Here is a 20,809-nt window from a genome sequence, read left to right on the forward strand (position 1 = left end):
GACTTTTTGAGTGTTGAAGGCGGCAATGGCCTTGTTTTGGGCGGCGGCCGGGTGAAAACTCATCTGGACCATCGGATTGCCATGTGTTTTTTGGTGATGGGGATGGCCACAACAAAAGACGTCAGTATTGATGACAGCAATATGATCGCCACTAGTTTCCCTACATTTGCGCCTGAGATGAGCCGTTTGGGCGCCGAATTTGTTCGCCTAAATAGCTAGAGGATCATATTGAGATGTTGATTGCTGTTGATGGACCCGCCGCTTCTGGAAAAGGCACAATTGCTAAGCGTTTGGCCGCCCATTTCGGCTTGGCGCATTTGGATACGGGGCTCCTTTACCGCGCTGTGGGCTTGGCGACCATGGGGAAAGAGGGCCAGGCGGACTTTGAATCTGTTGCAATTGATGCAGCGATCAATCTGGATACTTTGACCTTGGATGAAGACATTCTGTCCACCGCAGAGGTTGGACTGGCGGCCTCAAAAGTGGCGCAAATCCCAGAGGTGCGTAAAGCGCTCAACCGCATGCAACGCACCTTCATGGAACAGCCGCAAGGCGCGATTTTGGATGGGCGCGATATTGGCACCCGAATTTGTCCGCAAGCCGAAGTTAAATTGTTCATTACGGCCAACGCTGACACGCGGGCGCGCCGTCGCACGGAGCAGCTTTTGACTCGTGGTCTGGATGTGACGTATAATGAGATCCTAAAACAGATTGAGAAACGCGATAAAGATGACCGGGAAAACCCGGCGGGCGCGTTTTTTCAGGCGGCGGATGCCCACTTGCTAGATACATCAAAATTGAGTATAGAAGCGGCATTCAAAGCAGCTCTTGATATTGTTGGGCGCGTTACCGGGTAAAAGATCAGCATTTTGGTGCTAAATCCAATCTTTTTCCCTTTGAACGCCAGAACAGATCAGGACACGAGAATACTGGCTCATCTGCTTTGGATAAATCGGTGTATCACGTTGAATGCGGACCCTTTACGTGCCGGATTTGTTGGTTTCAACAATCGGGGTTAAGCGCATTTGGCATTGATGCTTTTTTGAAACACTAAACATATTCGGCACGCCGAACGGAGTACGCATGACAGATACTGCTGTCTCGATGGAAGATTTTGAAGCTCTATTATTTGAAAGCTTTGAAGTAAATGAACCTGCAGAAGGCAACGTTGTTAAAGGTAAGATTGTTGCGATTGAAAAAGATCTCGCAGTAATCGACGTTGGACTTAAGACCGAAGGCCGCGTGCCTTTGAAAGAATTTGGCGCAGCTGGCCGTGATGGCACGCTTGTTGTCGGCTCAGAAGTCGAAGTTTATGTTGATCGCGTTGAAAACGCGATGGGCGAGGCTGTTCTGTCCCGCGAAAAAGCGCGCCGTGAAGAGAGCTGGGTTCGTCTTGAAGAACTCTTCGAAAAGAACACACGTGTTGATGGCATCATTTTTAACCAAGTTAAAGGTGGTTTCACTGTTGACCTTGATGGCGCAACAGCGTTCTTGCCACGTTCTCAGGTAGATATTCGCCCAATCCGCGATATCGCACCTTTGATGAACATCTCACAGCCTTTCCAAATCCTGAAAATGGACAAGCGTCGCGGAAACATCGTTGTTTCTCGTCGTGCTGTTTTGGAAGAAAGCCGTGCAGAGCAGCGTTCTGAAATCGTTGGTAAGCTTGAAGAAGGCCAAGTTGTTGATGGTGTTGTTAAAAACATCACTGACTATGGTGCATTCGTTGACTTGGGTGGCATTGACGGCCTATTGCACGTCACGGACATCGCATGGCGTCGTGTGAACCATCCTTCAGAAGTTCTGACAATTGGTGAGACCATCAAGGTTCAAATCATCCGCGTGAATATGGAAACACACCGTATTTCACTTGGCATGAAACAGCTTGAAGCTGATCCTTGGGAAACAATTGGCGAGAAGTACCCACTTGATAGCCGCTTTACTGGTCGCATCACAAACATCACCGATTATGGTGCGTTTGTTGAACTTGAGCCAGGTATTGAGGGCTTGATCCACGTTTCAGAAATGAGCTGGACCAAGAAGAACGTACATCCTGGCAAAATCGTTTCAACATCTCAAGAAGTTGAAGTTAAGGTTCTTGAAGTTGATCCAGAGAAACGTCGTATTTCTCTTGGTCTTAAACAGTGCCTTGATAATCCTTGGGAAGCATTTGCAGCAAGGTTCCCACAAGGGACTGAAGTTGAAGGCGAAGTTAAGAACAAAACTGAATTTGGTTTGTTCATTGGCCTTGAAGATGATGTTGACGGCATGGTTCACTTGTCTGACCTTGATTGGAACCGTCAGGGCGAAGAAGCCTTGGAAGATTACAATCGCGGCGACATGGTGAAAGCTGTTGTTCTAGACGTTGATATTGACAAAGAACGTGTTTCTTTGGGCATCAAGCAACTTTCAAACGACCCATTCACCGAAGCAACCGATGGTATGCGCAAAGGTTCAATCGTTACTTGTGCTGTGACACAGGTAAATGATGGCGGCATTGAAGTTCAAATCGCTGATGGCGATCAAATTGCCTTCATCAAGCGCAATGATCTGAGCCGTGAGCGTTCCGAGCAACGCCCTGAGCGTTTCGCCGTTGGTGACAAAGTGGACGCCCGTGTGATCCAGTTTGACAAGAAAACTCGTCGCATCACATTGTCTATCAAAGCTCTCGAAATCGCAGAAGAAAAAGAAGCTGTGGCCCAGTATGGTTCAACAGATTCTGGCGCTTCACTTGGCGATATTCTTGGTGCAGCTTTGAAAAAAGGCGATGCCCCTGCAAAAGGCGATATAGCTGAATAGCTTTACCGCTTAATCAGTGATCTGAATTTATCCCGGCGCGTCTTGATTGATGCGCCGGGATTTTTGCATCAGCGGCATTTCAACGCCTTGCAAATTTCAAGACAAGGCAATAGGACTTTGCAGGTCATGTTTTTACCATGCTTGGACCTTCTCTGAGCAAAGCATCGCTAGTGGAGCGCGCCCTGTGAGCAACATTCCAAATTCCGAGCAGATCGACAATGTGATGGCGCAACGCGAATTGCGACGGTCGCGCCGCAACTGGCGTTACATCGCTTTTGCAGCACTGGCAATTGCCGTGATCGCGGTTCTGGGCAAAGCCTTGGGCGGCTTTTCCGAACCGATAGCAAAAACGCATATTGCGCGGGTGGTGATTGACGGCACTATAACTTCAGACCCGACACGTCGGGCAATTTTGAACGAATTGGCCGACAATGACGAAGTTTCGTCGGTGATTGTGCAAATCAATAGTCCTGGTGGCAGCACAGCAGGCGGCGAAGAGCTGTATGAAGGTCTGATGCGCCTAAGGGCAAAGAAACCAGTGGTTTCTGTGATCAACGAGCTGGGCGCTTCGGCTGCTTATATGATGGCGGTTGGTTCTGACCGCATCTATGCGCGGCGATTGTCGATTGTTGGCTCTATCGGCGTGTTGGTGATGCATTTGGATGCGTCAAAACTGTTCCAAACGATCGGTTTGGACTATGACAAGGTGTCAACCGGGCCGTTAAAAGCTGAACCAGATATTGATGAGCCGATGGCGGATGATGTCCGGTCCAGCTATCAGGCGTTGGTTGATGATTCCTATAATTGGTTCGTGGACATTGTGGCCGAGCGTCGTCAGATTGAGCGCAGCCAAGTGCTCATACTTGCCGATGGCCGGGTGCTGACCGGACGGCAAGCTTTGGCCGAAAAGCTCATTGATGCGATTGGCGATGAAACAGATGCGCTTGCTTGGCTTAAAGAGAATCACGATATTGATGAGCAAAACGTGAGCACTTACTTCCCGCTACCCGAAAATCAATGGGACAAAGTGCAAAATCTAATTGGCACAACGGCCAAAGATTTGCTTGGATCAAGCTTTAAAAGCGTAACAGCGCTTGACGGTGTCGTGTCTGTTTGGCAACCTGCAAGATAGCTAATTCTTGTGGCGTTACAGTGAATTAGTGATTTTGGGGAGGCCTAAGTGATTAAATCGGAACTTATTCAGCAACTGGCGGATGAAAATCCGCACCTGTTTCAACGGGACGTTGAGAATATTGTAAATACGATAATTGACGAAATTGGGGATGCATTGGCCGATGGTGGCCGTGCTGAGTTGCGTGGCTTTGGCGCATTTTCTGTCAAAAATCGCCCTGCTCGTGTTGGGCGCAATCCGCGCACCGGCGAAAAGGTAGAAGTTGAAGAAAAATTCGTGCCGCAGTTCAAAGCAGGCAAAGAAATTCGGGAACGGCTGAACAAATAGTTTTGCCGCTCTGGCGCGCCCGAAAACGGAGCGCATTATCGCTAGGAATACATGATGATCAAACGCGTGGTGATGTGGTTTGTGCTGGTGCCGTTTGGCCTAATACTGGTCATATTTGCACTGGCAAACCGTCATATAGTGCAAATTGGGATCGACCCCATATCGCCTCAGGCCCCGTTTTGGGGACCAATGGAATTACCACTTTTTGTGGTCATCTATTTGTCGCTGCTCGTGGGTGTTGTTTTGGGCGGCGCTGGCGGATGGTTTAGCCAAGGCAAACACCGCAAAGCTGAACGCCAACTTCGGCGCGACCTCACAAAGGCGCAAAAGGAAGTGACGCCAGCCCCGACGACGCCGGCAGACGACCCTTTGGCCCTGCTCGAAAATGACAAGTACTAATCTTTGATCGACACAACTACAGCACCAATTGCCTTTGCAAATTGGATGGGCTTTGATGTTGAGCTGGCAAGGCAGGAAACTAAATGCAACTTCAGATCAAAATTTGCGGGCTTAAGACCGAAAAGATGGTGGACACCGCCATTGAAGCGGGCGCCGACTATATTGGGTTTGTGCATTTTGCGAAGAGCCCCAGACATCTTGAATTGGACCAAATTGGCGAGTTGATCAATTATGTCGGTGCGCGGGCGCAATCTGTGATCTTATGCGTTAACCCGGATGATCAATTGATCGAACAATTCAATCAATTGCGACCTTACTATATTCAGCTGCATGGAAGTGAGACCGTTGAACGGGTTAAAGAGATAAAGGCCAACTGCCACGCCCGCTTGATCAAAGCGCTTCCAGTGGGCACTTTTGACGACCTTGAGCCTGTGGCAAAGTACCACCCATTTGTGGATTGGGTTTTGCTAGATGCGAAACCACCCAAAGACGCGACCCGACCTGGGGGGAATGGCGAGGTATTTGATTGGTCAATCCTTAAAGCGCTTGACCCAACGATCCCCTTCATGCTTTCGGGTGGGCTGAATGTTGAAAATGTGGCAGATGCGATAAAACAAGTCCAACCCGCAGCGATTGACGTATCGTCTGGTGTGGAACACGCCAAAGGCGAAAAAGATGCGGAGAAAATCCGCCGGTTCATCTCGCAAGCAACCATTGCTAGCATTTGAGCGACAATTTAGGAGCGACGTAAAATGTCTGGTGAAAACAGTTTGAGAATGGGTCCGGATGAACGGGGCCGGTTTGGTCATTTTGGCGGACGTTTTGTTGCTGAAACTTTGATGCCGCTGATCCTTGAGTTGGACGCAGCGTATAAAGCGGCAAAAGCCGACCCAACGTTTAAGGAAGAGTTCGACTATTTGCTCAAGCATTATGTGGGGCGCCCGTCGCCACTTTATTTTGCGGAACGCATGACTGAGCATTTGGGCGGCGCGAAGATTTACTTCAAACGCGACGAGCTGAACCACACAGGTTCGCACAAAATCAACAATTGTATTGGGCAAATCCTTTTGGCCAAGCGCATGGGCAAGCCTCGGATCATCGCCGAAACAGGCGCGGGCCAGCACGGCGTCGCGACCGCGACAGTTTGCGCGCGGTTTGGCTTTCCTTGCACTATATATATGGGCGCAAAGGACGTTGAACGCCAAGCGCCAAACGTTTTCCGGATGAAGCTTTTGGGCGCTGAAATTATCCCGGTAACCGCGGGCAAAGGCACGTTAAAAGATTCCATGAACGAAGCGTTGCGTGATTGGGTGACCAATGTTGAAGACACCTATTACTTGATCGGCACAGCGGCTGGCCCGCACCCCTATCCTGAAATGGTGCGGGATTTCCAATCGATTATTGGCGAAGAAACCAAAGAGCAAATGCAAGAAGCAGAAGGCCGCTTGCCCGACATGCTGATCGCCGCCGTTGGTGGCGGCTCAAATGCTATTGGCTTGTTTCACCCGTTCCTTGATGACCGAGACGTCAAAATTGTTGGTGTTGAAGCTGGCGGTAAAGGCTTGGACACAGACGAGCATTGCGCGTCATTGACGGCGGGAAGCCCGGGCGTGTTACACGGCAACCGCACCTATTTGCTGCAAAACTATGATGGGCAAATTGATGAAGGCGCATCAATTTCTGCCGGACTTGATTATCCGGGCATTGGCCCTGAACATTCATTTTTGAAAGACAGCGGTCGGGTTGAATATGTACCGATCAATGACGATGAGGCCTTGGAAGCGTTCCAACTTCTCACCCGTCTTGAGGGGATTATCCCAGCGCTTGAGCCGAGCCACGCTTTGGCAGAAATTGTCAAACGCGCGCCGACCATGGGTAAAGATCAGATCATCGTGATGAATTTATGCGGGCGCGGCGACAAAGATGTGTTCACCGCCGCTAAGCATTTGGGCATCGATCTTAACAGTGGCTAGCGCAATTGGTTTGGCGTTGATCGCCTTTTGAGGACTTGAATTTATGACACAACGTATGGACACTCGGTTTGCGGCGCTCAAACAAGAAAACCGCCCAGCATTTGTCACCTTTGTGATGGCGGGCGATCCTGATCTGGAAACCGCGCAACACATCATAGATGGACTGCCTGCAGCCGGTGCCGATGTGATTGAAATCGGCATGCCATTTTCTGATCCGATGGCGGATGGTCCGGCTATTCAAGCCGCTGGTCAGCGCGCCTTAGAGGCTGGTCAGGACATGGTCAAAACCGTGCAAATGGTGCGCGATTTCCGCAAAAAAGATGATACAACGCCGATCGTTTTGATGGGCTATTACAACCCGATCTATATTTATGGTGTCGAGCGCTTCATTGCAGACGGGTTGGCGGCCGGTATCGACGGGTTGATTATCGTGGATTTGCCGCCGGAGGAAGATGAGGAGTTTTGTCTGCCCGCGATTAAAGCTGGGTTGAACTTCATCCGTTTGGCCACACCAACAACCGATGACGCGCGCTTGGCGATGGTGATGAGCAACACGTCTGGCTTTGTCTATTATGTCTCGATGACCGGGGTAACCGGGTCAGCTCTTTCCAACCCAACAGATGTCGCCCAGCAAGTTAATCGCCTCAAATCGCACACTAATCTGCCGATCTGCGTGGGCTTTGGCATCAAAACCGCAACGGATGCGAAACGCATTGGCGCTGACGCTGATGGCGTTGTGGTGGGTTCAGCCTTGGTGAAAGCGGTTGAAGACAGCCTTTTCAATGGCAAAGCCACCAACAAAACTGTGGCCGCAGTGCACACGCTCGTGGCCGAGATAGCAAAAGGTGTTCACGCCGCCAGATCTTAAATTTGGCACAGCAAAACCCTATATTTATGGTCAGCGGGAATAGCTGTCGCCCATTATGCCCAAAAGCTGCCTCGCCAACAAAGTTGAGTTGCAGTATAATGGGGAAAAGACTATGGCTGCTGCGATCAAATTTTGCGCGGCGTAAACAAACGCAATACAGGAAGGCCTGATAGCTTCATGAACTGGATCAATTCAGTTGTTCGCCCAAAAATCCGCTCGTTTTTGAACAAGCGCGAAAGCCCCGAAAATCTTTGGGTGAAATGCCCTCAAAGCGGCGAGATGGTGTTTTATCGCGATTTGGAAGCCAACCAATGGGTGGTGCCAAATTCTGGTTTTCATATGAAAATCAAAGCACGGGACCGCATGAAATCCTTCTTGGATGATGGCGAATTTACCGAGCATGAAGTGCCCGATGTTGTGCACGATCCGCTGAAGTTCCGTGCCAACAAAAAATATGCCGATCAATTGCGCGAATATCGCGCCAAAACAGACATGAAAGACTGTGTGTTATTGGCTAGTGGCAAGCTGATTGGCCGTGATGTGACCGTTGGTGTGCAAGATTTTGACTTTGGCGGCGGCTCGCTGGGCATGGCAGCTGGTGCGACGATTGTTAAGGGCCTTGAGATGGCGGTGAAAAACAAAACACCGTTTATTCTGTTTACCGCATCGGGCGGCGCGCGCATGCAAGAGGGCATGCTTTCGTTGATGCAAATGCCACGCACAACGGTTGCTGTGGCGCGTTTGCGCGAGGCTGGCCTTCCGTACATTGTGGTGTTCACCGATCCAACAACTGGCGGTGTAACGGCGTCCTACGCGATGCTGGGGGATGTGCAAATTGCAGAGCCAAATGCATTGATCGGTTTTGCTGGCCAACGGGTGATCGAGCAAACGATCCGCGAAAGTCTGCCCAAAGGCTTCCAGCGCTCAGAATATTTATATGATCACGGCATGGTGGATATGGTTGTGCACCGGCACAATTTGCGTCCAACGATTGGTAAATTGGTTGGCATATTCACCAAATCACCGCTTAACGATATGGAACTCAAGGCACCTAAAAAGTCGACTGTGCGCGACGCAATTGTTGCAGCAGAAGGGGTCGACGAAACTGACAATGTGCCCGCCGAAAACAGCGAAGATTTGACACCACCCCCTGCTGCCCACGCCGAATAGGCTTCAATGACCCGCACCGATGAGATCACGCAGCGCCTGCTGGCGCTGCATCCTAAAAAGATGGACCTTTCGTTGGAACGATTGATGCGTTTGCTTGAGCAATTGGGTCATCCTGAGAAACGTTTGCCGCCGGTTATTCATGTTGCAGGCACCAATGGCAAGGGCTCTACCATTGCCTTTATGCGCGCGATGCTGGAAGCCGCTGGGAAACGGGTTCATGTCTATGTCAGCCCGCACCTGACCCACTTTAACGAGCGGTTTCGACTAGCTGGGTCGCTGGTTGACGAAACCCGTTTAAACGAAGCGTTGGAGCGGGTCGAGCGGATCAATGACGGGCAAACGATCACCTTCTTTGAGATTACCACGGCGGTCGCCTTTGTTTTGTTTTCTGAAGTCGATGCCGACTATGTTTTGCTTGAAACAGGGCTTGGTGGGCGATTGGACAGCACCAATGTGGTGGAAAAACCGCTAGGTTGTGTCATTACGCCTATCTCCATCGACCATATTCAGTTTTTGGGCGACACGATTGAAAAAATCGCCTTTGAAAAAGCAGGCATTTTGAAGTCTGGCGCAAAGGCTGTGTTTTCGCGGCAACCCCATGATGCGATGGACGTGTTGGAAAAACGCGCTGCGGAGTTGGGCATTGTGCCTTTCATTTGCGGGCAAGATTTTGATGGCTATCCAGAGCGCAATCGTTTTGTCTATCAAGACCTTGACGGCCTTGAAGACCTCCCCGCGCCACGCCTGCACGGTATCCATCAATATGAGAATGCGTCCACCGCCATTGCCGCGCTAAAACATTTTGGCGCCGGCATCACGTCAGAAACGATTGCAGCAGGCATGCAAAACGTTGTTTGGCCGGCGCGCATGCAGCCCTTGCCCGGATTATTGCAAAACATGCTGGCGGTGGGCAGTGACCTGTGGCTCGACGGCGGGCACAATTTGGCGGGCGCACAAGTGTTGGCCCAGGCGCTGGGCGATCTTAATGAACGTCAATCTAGGCCGTTAACCCTAATACTCGGCATGCTGGGCAACAAGGATGTTGAAGGCTATCTGAACTGTTTTAAAGGCTTGGCCAAGCGGGTCATCACGGTGCCGGTCCCGGCCGATGACTTGACGACAAACGCGGGCACTTTGCCTGAAGTTCTTGCCGAATTGGCGATTAAACACGGTTTTGCAGCCACCCACACCCAATCAGTGCAGGACGCGCTTAAACTGGTGGCGCGCGATGAACCACAACGGGTGGTGATTTGTGGATCGCTTTATTTGGCCGGTGATGTTTTGGGACAAAACAAAACGCCGCCCGTGTGATTTCGTCTAAATAAAGGTGCTTTTGGGGTGCGCTGGGGTTTTTGGTTTACCCCCCACCCCAGCCCTCCCCACAAGGGGGAGGGAGAAGACTGAGGATGCCGACAAATTTGAAAGATGGGATTTGTGATTTAATTGCTGCGGATGACACGAAAACCAAACCTAATTTCCCTCCCCCTTTGTGGGGAGTGGAACAGAGGCAGTGCCTTGAATGTGCTTAAATTTGCGACCCTGGCTCTCGCAAAAAGTAGAAATGTAAGCTGCCTCCATTCCTATCCCATCAAATCTCTCTCAGGTTCTTCGCTCGGATACCCCAAATCGATGACTTGACGTTTTGGTTTCCCTCCCCCTTGTGGGGAGGGATTAAGGGTGGGGGGAAGCCAGTCGTGCGCTCAAAAGGGTCGGATTAAACCAAACATCCAACTGATTTGGCAAACCGCGTATAACCAACTACAAGCCAAAAACGCTTCCCACGTGCCCGACATGGGGCGATACACTTGCAAACAAAACGCCGCCCCATTAGTTGGCGCGGCGTTCTAATTTTAACAATTTGAGGATGGCCTAAGCCTCATAGCTTTCCAGCCACTTAACCAGCCCCACATGTGACAGGGTCGCGCCGACTTTCATATCCACCACTTCGCCTTGTTTGAACAGCAAGTAAGTTGGCATGTTGCGCACCCCATATTGGCTCATCGTTGAAGGGTTATCCGCACCATTGAGCTTTACAAGCTTCACACGTCCGGTCAAATCTTGGGCCGCTTTTTCTAAAATCGGATCCATCGCCTTGCATGGTGCGCACCATTCGGCCCAAAAATCGACCAAGACAGGTTGATCGCTTTGCAACACTTCGGAAGCAAAGTTTTGGTCATCGACATCTTTGAGCATGGTGGTTTTCCCTATTAAGCTGCGTGACCTTCAAGCCATTTAACAAGACCAGCTTTTGGTTCGCCTGCGCCAACTTTCATGTCAGCCGCTTCGCCACCTTTGAACAAGATCATGGTTGGGATTGAGCGAATGCCATATTTGGCTGCAATGTTTGGGTTTTCATCCACATTGAGCTTAACGATTTTCACGCGTCCGGCCATCTCATTTGAAATTTCTTCCAAAACAGGTGCAATCGCTTTACATGGTCCGCACCATTCTGCCCAAAAATCGACCAAAACTGGTACGTCTGCGCCCAGAACTTCTTCAGAGAATTGTGCTTCTGATACTTGGGTGGTCATAGCCTGCCCCTTTCTTGAATTATTACTCGGTTAAGTTGAACGTAAGAAGAGTCGTCGTCCGGTTCAAGCAAATCACGACGAGGTGAACGATTTTGTGGTCGATTGAAATTCAGAATCTAACAATTTGGACATTTGCGCATTCTGTGTCCACAAAATCGCACAATTTATCGGAAGATTTGGAAACTGATTGCGCAAGGCGGCACGGTAACGCGTCAGCTGGGTGCGATAGTTTTTAGGAATGGCGTCGCTTGCCGATGGCGGATTGGCGTCTGATTTAAAGTCAACAATCAGCACTTCTTGATCAGTGATCAGCAACCTGTCAATTCGCCCGGTGATGCGCGACGGCTTGCCTTCATAGTGAATGTCAGCGGCCACCGCTACTTCGCCACGCGATTGTACGCCAAACAGGTCGGCAAAATTTGGGTTACTAAGAATAGCATTTGCTTCACCAATCATCGCTTCATGCAATTCAGGGCGAATTGGCATGAGGGACAAAAGCGCCTGCGCGGCCATTTTATCGCGCTCAGCCTCAGAAAATCTGGGCATGAATTGCAACAAGGCGTGCAAGGCTGTGCCGCGCACCCGTGCAGTTTCGCGATCTAGGCTGCCCCCTTTGCCCGACGGGGCAGTTTCATCATGTTTTGAGGGTTCAACAATGCGTCTAACGACAGGCTCAGGCGCTGCACTTGTTAGCCAATCGGGCGAAGGGGCCACAATCGGTTTTAGATCAATTGCGCGGCCCAAGGGTTTATGCTTAGCATCCGCTGGATAGCGCCACGCAACGATCTGATCATCGACTTTGATCGATGCACAATGGGGCGCGAGGCCATCATAGACCATTTGGTACCAGCTTTTGTCCTGCCCCCGTTTGGCGACACCGGTAATGTACAGTTCGTCTTCTGCGCGGGTCAGGGCCACATAAAGTTTGCGGCGATATTCGGCTTGGTCCTTATTTTTCTCAGTTTCAATCAGTTCTTGCACAAGGGCTGCTTGATTATTTGATGAGCCGTTCGCCCATAAAAGATATGCGTTTTGCGGCGCATCATGATCTGCTTCGATCAGAATCGATTTGGCGTTCTGCTTGCCTGCGGGTGCAGATGTTGCATCAACGCAAAAGACAATTGGTGCTTCCAAGCCTTTTGCGCCATGCACGGTCATCACGCGAATGGCGTCGCCTGCTTCGCTCAGTTCGCGTTTGATCTGGCTTTCGCTTTGTCGCATGGAGGTAACGAACCCAAGGATGGAGGGTTGATCAGTTTGTTCGTGGGCCAATGCCATGTTCAAAAACTCGTTCACCACATCGTCAATTTCTGCGCCCAAACGGGTATGGAATTTTTGCAGTCCTTGTTCTTTGAACATGATGTGCGCAAAAAACTCGTACGGGCGATCAAGATCGATCCGATTGCGCCAACGCCGGATGGTTTCAACAGCAACCTGCGCAACATCGTTGCTTTTTGCATCAGCTTGAAGCTGCACCCACAAAGGCCAAACGGGTGATTGGTTTTGCATGCGGCATTTGCCGTTACGACTGCCGCGCGCCAGGGCGAACAGCTGATCTTCGTCCCAGCCGAAAAGCGGCGAGCGCAGCAAGGTCGCCAAACCCAAATCGTCGGCGGGGTTCAACATGACGTCCGCCAGAACCAACAAATCCTCGACAGCGATGTGGGTGGACACGGTCAGTTTATCTTCGCCCAAATTGGGCAGGCCCTTTTGCTTGAGCGCGCGGATCACGGCTTTAAACATCGCGCCGCGCGACTGCACGAGGATCAAAATGTCACCCGGCTTGACCACCGCATCTCGATTGCCCAATTGGCGACCGGAAGTGACCCACTGATTGATTTTGGTGGCGATTTTGTCGGCCAAAATATCTTCGGGACGAGCGCGCGGTTCGCTGGCATTTGTTTTGTAGATTTGATCGGTTTGCGGTTCGTCCGGCTTTTCAACTGGTGGCCACATCTCAACCATGCCGCCGCCCATGGTGCGGGCCGCTTCATGCACGGTTTTCTCATCATCCCCCGTTAGTCCCTCATGGGCGAATGGACGCTCAAAAACATAGTCTACAGCGCCAAGAATAGTTTCAACCGTACGGAAGCTGGTTTTTAGCGTTATGCTCTCCCAGCTGCGTGCCGCCGTCAAAGCCTGCAAACCAAGCTTGCGGCCCGTCTCGCCAAATAAGCGCGGCTCTGCGCCTTGGAAACTAAAGATCGATTGTTTTTCGTCGCCCACAGCAAACACTGATCGTGGGCGTTCGATTGCGCTTTCGCCATCGAAAAAGTCGGCGAGTAGCGCCTCCACAATCCGCCATTGTTCTGGGTTGGTGTCTTGGCTTTCATCGACCAAAATATGGGTGATGCCTGCATCCAGCTTATAGGCGATCCAGTCTTTGAATTCAGACTTCTCCAAGAGTAGGCGCAAATGGATGATCAGATCATCAAAATCAAGCAGCGCCCGCCCGCGCTTTTGCACATCATACTGGTTAAAGATCGCTTCAATCGTCGCCAGCAGCGCCATGGAGTGATCAAGCGTTTGCGCGGCCCTGTAGGTTTGAAACAAGCCTTCAAGCCGCTCAGTCTCCTGCTCTAGCCGTTCTGCGAGCAATGGATCGTGCTTGGCAACACCAGAATGGGCTTCATGGCCTTTGCCCGGACGGGTGCCTTCAGGTTTTAGAAATGTGGCAAACATCAATTCTGGCGATGGCGGCGATCCGACGGCTTTTGTGAGTTTCTTGTTGAAGTTTTTTGCGACGCCGAGATGCGTTAGTTCAGCGGAAACAGCGCCATATTCGCTTGGCGGCAGAATTGCGCCGTTCAAAACCTGATCGGTAATGCGGGTTAAAGTGTCTTCAGTGCCAAGGCCCAAAAGGTTTTGCAAGTTGGTCTGGCAGCGGCTTTTATTGTTAAGCACCAAACGCAGTTTTGCGCCGAACGACAAAGCGCCAGAAATCGCGTCCTCAAGTGCTGTATCAGAAGCTATGTCAAACAATTGGGTGACAGCTTGCTTGAGTTCAGGATCATCAACCCGTTGGGCGAGCACCTTTTCGCGAGCTGCGCGCAGCAATTCGAACTGCTCAGCGTCATCGATCACTTGAAAGTCGAACGGCACGCCAGCTTCCAGCGGGAACCGATGCAACACGCTCTCACAAAAAGCGTGGATGGTGTTGATTTTCAAACCGCCAGGGGTTTCGAGGGCTCGTGCAAAAAGCTGGCGCGCATGGTTTAGGCGTTTTTCGTCCGGGCGCTTATGCTCAAGATCGATAATCGCCTCAACCAGCTTTTCCTCGTCCATCACCGCCCATTGGCCGAGCACTTTGGTAACGCGGGCGCGCATTTCAGCGGCGGCGGCCTTGGTGTAGGTCAAGCAAAGCACTTGTTCGGGCGGCACCCCATCAATCAGCAACCGCAAAACGCGACGACTGAGCACATAGGTTTTGCCGGAGCCCGCATTGGCTTTCACCCAAACATTGGTGCTCGGGTCTGCGGCGATTTTTTGACTATTTTGCGTTTCATCAGAGATCGAAAGGGGGCCACGAGGTCCATTACTCATTCCTCATCTCCTTGATCAATCATCCATTCTTTTTGCCGCGCGAAATGGTCGTAATCGCCCGCATATTGCTGGTTTTCTTTTGGCATCAACTGCGCCGCCATGGCGGTTTCATCGCGCAAAAGCATCATGTCCGCATAGGCGGAAAAGTGCCGCCAATAATCGTCGATCAGCGCATCAAGACCTTGTTTTCCGGTGGCGAAATTAGTGATTTCAAACGGGTCTGGGCCATGCGATAATTTGATGTAGGTGAGCGCATCACTGTCGGCTTTTGGCACATCAGCAAATCCGGCGTGGCGCAAAATCATCGCCTCCATGGGCAATTGCGGGCTCATGAAATTTTGCATGTCTTTTACGGTTGGAATAGAACCAGTTTTAAAATCAATCAGTTCCGCAGCCCCATCAAGTTGAATATCAACCCGATCGGCATAACCATAAATTTCGAACTGGGCGCTGGCGACGGGCAGAGTGGTTGCGCCAAATTTTTCGGCATAACGTTGGCTGATCTTCGGGTCGCGCGCAGTTTCATAGGCAATCACTTTGTGCGCAATTGCTGCGAACCGCTTCAGCCAAATGTCGCGCCGATCCGCCACATCATCAAGGCGTTGATATATGTTGGTCGCAATATCCATCAAGGCCCGATGCGCGTTTGGCGCAGTGAAATCATTGCCCTCTTCGACGAATGAGCCGAGCACATCATGGATCAAGCTGCCGCGTTCTGCGGTATCGGGCGCAGCGCCCAAGGGCCGCAGTTTTTTGAGGCCTAAAACGTGCTTTGCGTAAATCGCATAAGGGTCGCGGATCAGCGTTTCAATTTCAGTGATCGACAGGCGGCGCGGGCGGACATTTGCAGGGGGAGCGGGGACAGGTCGGCGGCTAAGTTTTGGGGTGTCCACCGCATCGATGGACTTGAGGTAAGTCTTGAAATGAGCCGTTTTTGCATAGAGGGTTTTGGTGCGGGTTTCGCCCAAAAAAGCTTCTAACCGTTGGATAAAACGAGAGGGATCAGAAGGCGATGTGCCGCGCCGCTTTGCATAGGTGATCAACAGTTTTTGAGCCCCCATGCCCATCAAAAAATCGTGGGCCGCAAGACCAACTTTTCGCTCAGGCGGGTCAAGCGATAAAGCCAGTTTCATGCCACGTGAAAGCCATGGTCCCGGCTCTGCGATTTCGGGCCAGACGCCCTCGTTTAAACCGGCCAAAATCATCATGTCAGCACTAAGAAGACGGGCTTCAATACGGCCCCAAATTTGCACATCTTGGCGTGTGGTTTCGGGTGGGCGAACGGTAATATTTTGCATCAACAGGCCGATGGAATTGATCACATCATGGGGAGTTGAAGCGGGTGAAAAATGGGTGCAGCGGGCCAAATCTTCGGCCCATTGCATCAGCTCAATGACCCCTTGGAACATCCCACTTTGTGCCGCGTCTGTACCGCAAATGTTTCGCACAAGTGCCGGGACAGTTTGGGCAATTCTAGTCATGTTCCAACAAACGTTTCCATCGTCAAGAATTGGCGCGATTGCTGTGTGCACATCATCAATCAATTGCGTGAGTGCATCCGCCTCATCTTGGCTAAGACGCTTTGTCACGCGCTTGGTTTTTTTCGCTGCGTTGTCAGCAATCAGCTGTTTGATGCCTGCAAGCCCATTGATGCCGCGCGCGCCGCGCAGCACACTCAGATCGAGCAATTCGCGCAGTTTTGATATTTCGGACCGTTCTCGGCCTAGTCGCACATTGCGGTTGGCGAGCAGCGCGATCAAGTCAACTGGCTTGAAGTCTGATTTTAAGGCCGCCAACAATTGGCGCAGCAAGCGCCCGGCGGGCGACTGATTGAGCGGCATGCCCGCGCTGTCATCGATGACAATATCAAACCGCTCGAGTTCTACCTTGATCCGGCGCGCCAGATCTCGGTCCGGGGATATGATGCCCACTTGTTGACCGTTTCCTACAGCCTCGCGGGCCGCAAGCGCAATCGCGCGCGCTTCCTGGTCCAGATTATCAACGCCCAATAGTCCGACGTGATTGAGCGCATGATCCAACGCAACTGGGTCAATGCTTGATCTATCATGATGCCAATTGGCCGTTTGTTCAGGTCGAGCCAAAGTCGCGTTGAGAACGATTGAACGCACACTTGTTGACGCACCCAATTCTTGCACGGCGGCAGGACCTTCGCCGATTTGGCGCAACAATTTTGCCATGCCAAATTGTGGATGAGCGTGGCATTCATTTTTGTCTTCAATCAGGTGCGCCTGCTCGTTTGCAGACATCGATACATCAAAGCCGGGCAACACAATCGCGGCGTTCGGCAGTTTAGCAATTGCGGCGAGAAAACGCTTGGTTGCAGGCACAGAACCGGTTGACCCTGCGGCAATGACAGGACGATCAGTGTAGCGCAGGGGCAATGACGCGGTAGCAAAATCAAAGCGTTGACGGCGCAACAAAGCAGCATCGATTTGTCCGATTTCGGCAAGGTGAGCGGGCCAGGCCTCAAATGCAATTTCTAAAAATTGCAGCGTTTCTTGCCAATTTTGCGCCAACTCTTCTGGCACCAATTGTTTGATGCGTTCAAAACCAACTTCTTCGGTTAAAAAATCGTCGATCAATCCGCCAAGGCTTTGGGCCATGGCCAAAATTTCAGTCGTCGAGGGGGGTGATGAAAATCCCGGCTGTCCGCTTTTTGCTGCGGTTTCAGCCCATTTTTGGATCAACTGACTGAGAATTGTGGTGCGGTAAAGCTTTGAGGTTACATTGAAACTTTCAACATCCGGATCGGTGAAAAACGCGTTTTCTGCATCATCACCCTCCCCCATGGTGAAGATATTTGGCAACAATTGACTGCCCTGATTGAGCTTGATCAACTGATCTATCAGGGCCAATCGTGCGCGCTTGGTGGGCAAATAGATCGTGATATCAGAAAGCCAGAACGGCCCACTTCGCGGCCAATTGGGCAACAAGCTGCCGTCCATCAAACCTTGCGCAAGCGTTGGCAAAAACGGCGCATGGGGCGGGATGGAAAACAGCTTTTGGTGTTGCATTGCAACTTTTGCCTTAGGACGGAGCGAATTAGATTGTTAGATGAATATCTGAATGGGATTCGAGCAGCGCGGCAAGCGATTTCAGGTCATTTGCTTGAGCGGTGACGGTCAAAATGCGGCCCTCTGCCTGGCCACTGACATTCTTAATGGCCAGCGCGTAACGGGCTTTGTCACTTAAGTCTGGCAACCGATCAGGCCATTCAATCAGCATCAAATGCTCACCGTCAAAAAGCCCGAGTTCTTCGGCTTCACTTTCATCTGACAAACGATATAGATCGGCGTGAAGGCAAGCGATGGTCGGAAAATGGTACGGCTGAACGAGCGAAAAAGTTGGGCTTGGGACTTCCAATTCTGGATCGTTTGCCAGTTCTCTCAACAAACAGCGCGCGAAGAAAGATTTTCCCGCGCCCAAATCGCCAGACAGCAAAATCACGTCGTCAGCCTTTACAATTTGTGCAAAGGCGCGCGCGAGCTGCTTCGTGCCGTTTTCGGTTTCAATCTTGTAGTGCGCTTGGTCCGTCATTTTCGGTCCACATTACTCCGCAGCGCCTTGGATAATTTGTTCGGCTGGCAGATTGACGATTACACGGGTGCCTTTGGGCTCGCGTTTTTCAATGCTGATGGTTCCGCCGTGCATATGGGCAAAGGTTTTGACGATCGAAAGGCCCAACCCAGCGCCGCGTTGCCGCCCGGCAACGGCGCGGCCTTCAAACCGGTCAAAGATGGATGAGATCATATCTTCAGGGATGCCTTCCCCTTCATCTTCAACGATAAACAAAATACGTCCAGCCCGTTCGATCACGTCCAGCGCGACCTTTGAGCCAGGTTCTGAATAGCGGACCGCGTTTGACAAAAGATTATAGAGCACCTGCACGATACGCGCACCATCCGCCACAAAGGCGGGCAAATTATTGGCCACATTGATGGATAAATTAATCGGCGTCTCCGATTCAGCAACTTGCAATGTTGCGACCACGCCAGCCTTGGCTTTTTCAACCAGTTCGGCGACATCGAGTATTTCAGGGTGAAGCTCTGCGATGCCCGCGTCTATGGTGGTGAGATCCAAAATATTGTCAATCAACAGCCCCAGCGTCGCGCTTGAAGATCGAATATAGTTTGCGTAGTTCATTTGTTTTTCGTTAAGCGCGCCAGCTTCGCCAGACGTCAACAGGTCAGAAAAACCAATAATGTTTGTTAGGGGCGAACGGAACTCATAGGATACGTTTTGCACGAACGCATCTTTGAGTTTATCCGCCGTTTCGAGCGCTTCGTTGCGCTCTTTGAGCACCCGTTCATAAGATGCATTTTCGGTGACATCGACAAAGGTGACCAGCGTTTGCCCGTCTGGCAATCGCACGATGGCGTAATCGATCAGGCGGCCATCCGCGCGCGCGATACGTCCTGTTTTGTTTGAACGCTCGGGGCTGATGTCGATAATGAATGATTTCAGGTCGACCCAAATGTCGCGCCCATCTTCTGGCAATGCCCTGTCGCTCATCTCGACAATGTCAGAAATGTGGGTTTTTTTGCTGAGTTCGTTGAGTGGAAGCTTCCATATCGACGAAAGTTTTGTGTTGTGCAATTTCAGCCGACCGTCTGTCCCAAATACAGCGACGGCTTCACGCAGGGCGTTTAGTGTTTCATCTTGCACATGAATAAGCGCGTTATATCTGCTCTCTAGGGCCAGTTTTTCTGTGACATTGTGATAGACATAAATCACGCCACGGGCGTTTGGCGCTGGCGATGCGGTGACATTGAGCACTTGACCAGACGGTAGGTGCCACATGTCTTCGCGGGTTTTTTTCAACCCATAGCTTGAAAGATGTGTGGAGCGCCATTTTTTATAATCTGGCTCAAGTGGCAAGTGGCCTTGGGTGCGCAATCGGTCCAGAATGGCTTTTTCATTTGGGTGCGTATCGAGCCATTTGGTGTCAAGCTCCCAAAACTCTGCAAAACTTCTATTGTAGTGGGTTAGCTGCGCACTGCCATCAAAAACGGCAACCGGGGTATGCAGCTCGTTGATCGCAGCGGTGAGGAAGCTGGCGCGAGGGTCGTTTTTTTTCTCGTTGGACGCCAGGCCCTGAACAGCATATCCTGCGGTGCCGTTTGCCAGCTTAAATTTGGTCACGTCGAGCGTTCCAAATTTTTCATGCTGTTCGGTGATGGAGTGCGACCCGCCAGTTGCGCCGATTTCCCTCAACCGGAGCAATGCCGCATTGTCGAACAATTCAGGCATGTCGCCGTTGCGATTTTCTTCGCTTATGCCAAGCAGCTCGTAATAGGCTTGATTGACCTTGACCAACTTACCCCGCACATCACGTACCCAAGAGGGGTGCTTCAGTTTGTCAAATAGTTGCGCGCAGGTTTCGATATCGAGTGAATGTTTGCCCGTGCTGGGCAACACATATGGCACTTCTTCTGCTGCAATGCGACGCGCGATCCGCAACACGGGACTGCCAGCAACCAATTTGCCACAAACGCGATAACGTTGTTCCGAACTGCCATTGGCGCCAAATTCAAACTCGGTGCCTTGCGCAAGCAAGTCGGCAAGCTTGAACTTGACCTCAATCGCGCTTTGAGCGGTGAGCCAACTGTCAAAATCAAGCACCATTTGGTTTGTGATAAAGTTCTCGATCACCTGTCGAACCGGGCCAACGACTTCTGGGGTCGATGTCGGGTCGCGCCATATGACGGTAATTTCGGACATGCCGTTGAGGATGTTTTCTTTTTCATCCAGCGCTGCGCTTAAGTCCATAATTTGCTGTTTCGCGCTGGCCGTCGCACGTTGGCTTTTTTGTCGCTGCATCAGGGCTAAAAATGTGGTGGCCGTACCAAACAATACGGCACCGACAGCGATTGCATATGGTGTTGTTGCGAGCAGTTGCGAATTGGTCAGTTCATTTGCCTGTGCAAATACTGGGCTCGTCAGCATGAGCGCGATGGGCGCGCTTGCGAATCTTGCGACTCCTTTACTGATCGGGAAAGTTCCCGGCTCCATGTTTTGCCCCTCAATCGAATAAAATACGAATTTG

General features: G+C 51.2%; 16 protein-coding genes and 1 pseudogene. 11 read left to right on the forward strand and 6 right to left on the reverse strand.

Annotated features, from left to right (window positions below):
* The 11 genes and pseudogenes from ACJAZW_RS05785 to ACJAZW_RS05835 all read left to right on the forward strand — a co-directional run.
* Window positions 1–219, forward strand: a pseudogene (locus ACJAZW_RS05785) (3-phosphoshikimate 1-carboxyvinyltransferase); the annotation flags it as partial.
* Window positions 220–233: 14 nt separating this feature from the next.
* The gene (cmk, locus tag ACJAZW_RS05790) at window positions 234–857 is read left to right on the forward strand and encodes a (d)CMP kinase (protein ID WP_415155973.1); all 624 of its coding nucleotides are present in this window, start codon (window positions 234–236) and stop codon (window positions 855–857) included.
* 226 nt (window positions 858–1,083) lie between these two features.
* A complete protein-coding gene (gene rpsA, locus ACJAZW_RS05795; RefSeq protein ID WP_415155975.1) occupies window positions 1,084–2,799 on the forward strand; it encodes a 30S ribosomal protein S1 in 1,716 nt (571 codons plus the stop codon).
* Window positions 2,800–2,983: 184 nt separating this feature from the next.
* Window positions 2,984–3,931 (forward strand): signal peptide peptidase SppA, encoded by a 948-nt coding sequence (sppA, locus tag ACJAZW_RS05800; RefSeq protein ID WP_415155977.1) that lies wholly within the window; start codon window positions 2,984–2,986, stop codon window positions 3,929–3,931.
* Window positions 3,932–3,979: 48 nt separating this feature from the next.
* Window positions 3,980–4,258: an integration host factor subunit beta gene (locus tag ACJAZW_RS05805; RefSeq protein WP_415155979.1), complete on the forward strand. Its 279-nt coding sequence runs from the start codon at window positions 3,980–3,982 to the stop codon at window positions 4,256–4,258.
* Window positions 4,259–4,309: 51 nt separating this feature from the next.
* Entirely contained in the window at window positions 4,310–4,657 is a 348-nt protein-coding gene (locus ACJAZW_RS05810; protein ID WP_415155981.1) for a lipopolysaccharide assembly protein LapA domain-containing protein, read from the forward strand.
* An 83-nt stretch (window positions 4,658–4,740) separates the two neighbouring features.
* On the forward strand, window positions 4,741–5,385 hold the full coding sequence (locus ACJAZW_RS05815; protein WP_415155983.1) for a phosphoribosylanthranilate isomerase: 645 nt from the start codon (window positions 4,741–4,743) through the stop codon (window positions 5,383–5,385).
* Window positions 5,386–5,409: 24 nt separating this feature from the next.
* Window positions 5,410–6,630, forward strand: coding sequence for a tryptophan synthase subunit beta (gene trpB / locus ACJAZW_RS05820; protein WP_415155985.1), 1,221 nt, complete (start codon window positions 5,410–5,412; stop codon window positions 6,628–6,630).
* Window positions 6,631–6,673: 43 nt separating this feature from the next.
* Window positions 6,674–7,498: a tryptophan synthase subunit alpha gene (gene trpA / locus ACJAZW_RS05825; RefSeq protein WP_415155987.1), complete on the forward strand. Its 825-nt coding sequence runs from the start codon at window positions 6,674–6,676 to the stop codon at window positions 7,496–7,498.
* 177 nt (window positions 7,499–7,675) lie between these two features.
* Entirely contained in the window at window positions 7,676–8,668 is a 993-nt protein-coding gene (gene accD / locus ACJAZW_RS05830) for an acetyl-CoA carboxylase, carboxyltransferase subunit beta (protein ID WP_415155989.1), read from the forward strand.
* 6 nt (window positions 8,669–8,674) lie between these two features.
* Window positions 8,675–9,979, forward strand: a complete 1,305-nt coding sequence (locus ACJAZW_RS05835) for a bifunctional folylpolyglutamate synthase/dihydrofolate synthase (RefSeq protein WP_415155991.1) — start codon at window positions 8,675–8,677, stop codon at window positions 9,977–9,979.
* 558 nt (window positions 9,980–10,537) lie between these two features.
* Here ACJAZW_RS05835 and trxA (ACJAZW_RS05840) read toward each other — a convergent pair.
* From trxA (ACJAZW_RS05840) to ACJAZW_RS05865, 6 genes are all read right to left on the reverse strand, one after another.
* On the reverse strand, window positions 10,538–10,861 hold the full coding sequence (trxA, locus tag ACJAZW_RS05840; protein WP_415155993.1) for a thioredoxin: 324 nt from the start codon (window positions 10,859–10,861) through the stop codon (window positions 10,538–10,540).
* A 14-nt stretch (window positions 10,862–10,875) separates the two neighbouring features.
* Entirely contained in the window at window positions 10,876–11,199 is a 324-nt protein-coding gene (gene trxA / locus ACJAZW_RS05845; protein WP_415155995.1) for a thioredoxin, read from the reverse strand.
* Between the two features lie 72 nt (window positions 11,200–11,271).
* The gene (addA, locus tag ACJAZW_RS05850; protein WP_415155997.1) at window positions 11,272–14,742 is read right to left on the reverse strand and encodes a double-strand break repair helicase AddA; all 3,471 of its coding nucleotides are present in this window, start codon (window positions 14,740–14,742) and stop codon (window positions 11,272–11,274) included.
* A complete protein-coding gene (addB, locus tag ACJAZW_RS05855) occupies window positions 14,739–17,777 on the reverse strand; it encodes a double-strand break repair protein AddB (protein WP_415155999.1) in 3,039 nt (1,012 codons plus the stop codon). The genes addA and addB overlap by 4 nt, the downstream gene beginning before the upstream one ends.
* Window positions 17,778–17,805: 28 nt before the next feature.
* A complete protein-coding gene (gene tsaE / locus ACJAZW_RS05860; protein WP_415156001.1) occupies window positions 17,806–18,300 on the reverse strand; it encodes a tRNA (adenosine(37)-N6)-threonylcarbamoyltransferase complex ATPase subunit type 1 TsaE in 495 nt (164 codons plus the stop codon).
* Window positions 18,301–18,312: 12 nt separating this feature from the next.
* Window positions 18,313–20,709, reverse strand: coding sequence for an ATP-binding protein (locus ACJAZW_RS05865; protein ID WP_415156003.1), 2,397 nt, complete (start codon window positions 20,707–20,709; stop codon window positions 18,313–18,315).
* Between the last annotated feature and the right edge of the window lie 100 nt (window positions 20,710–20,809).

Origin of the sequence: Maritalea sp. (genome assembly GCF_047634455.1) — a bacterium.
GTDB lineage: Bacteria > Pseudomonadota > Alphaproteobacteria > Rhizobiales > Devosiaceae > Maritalea.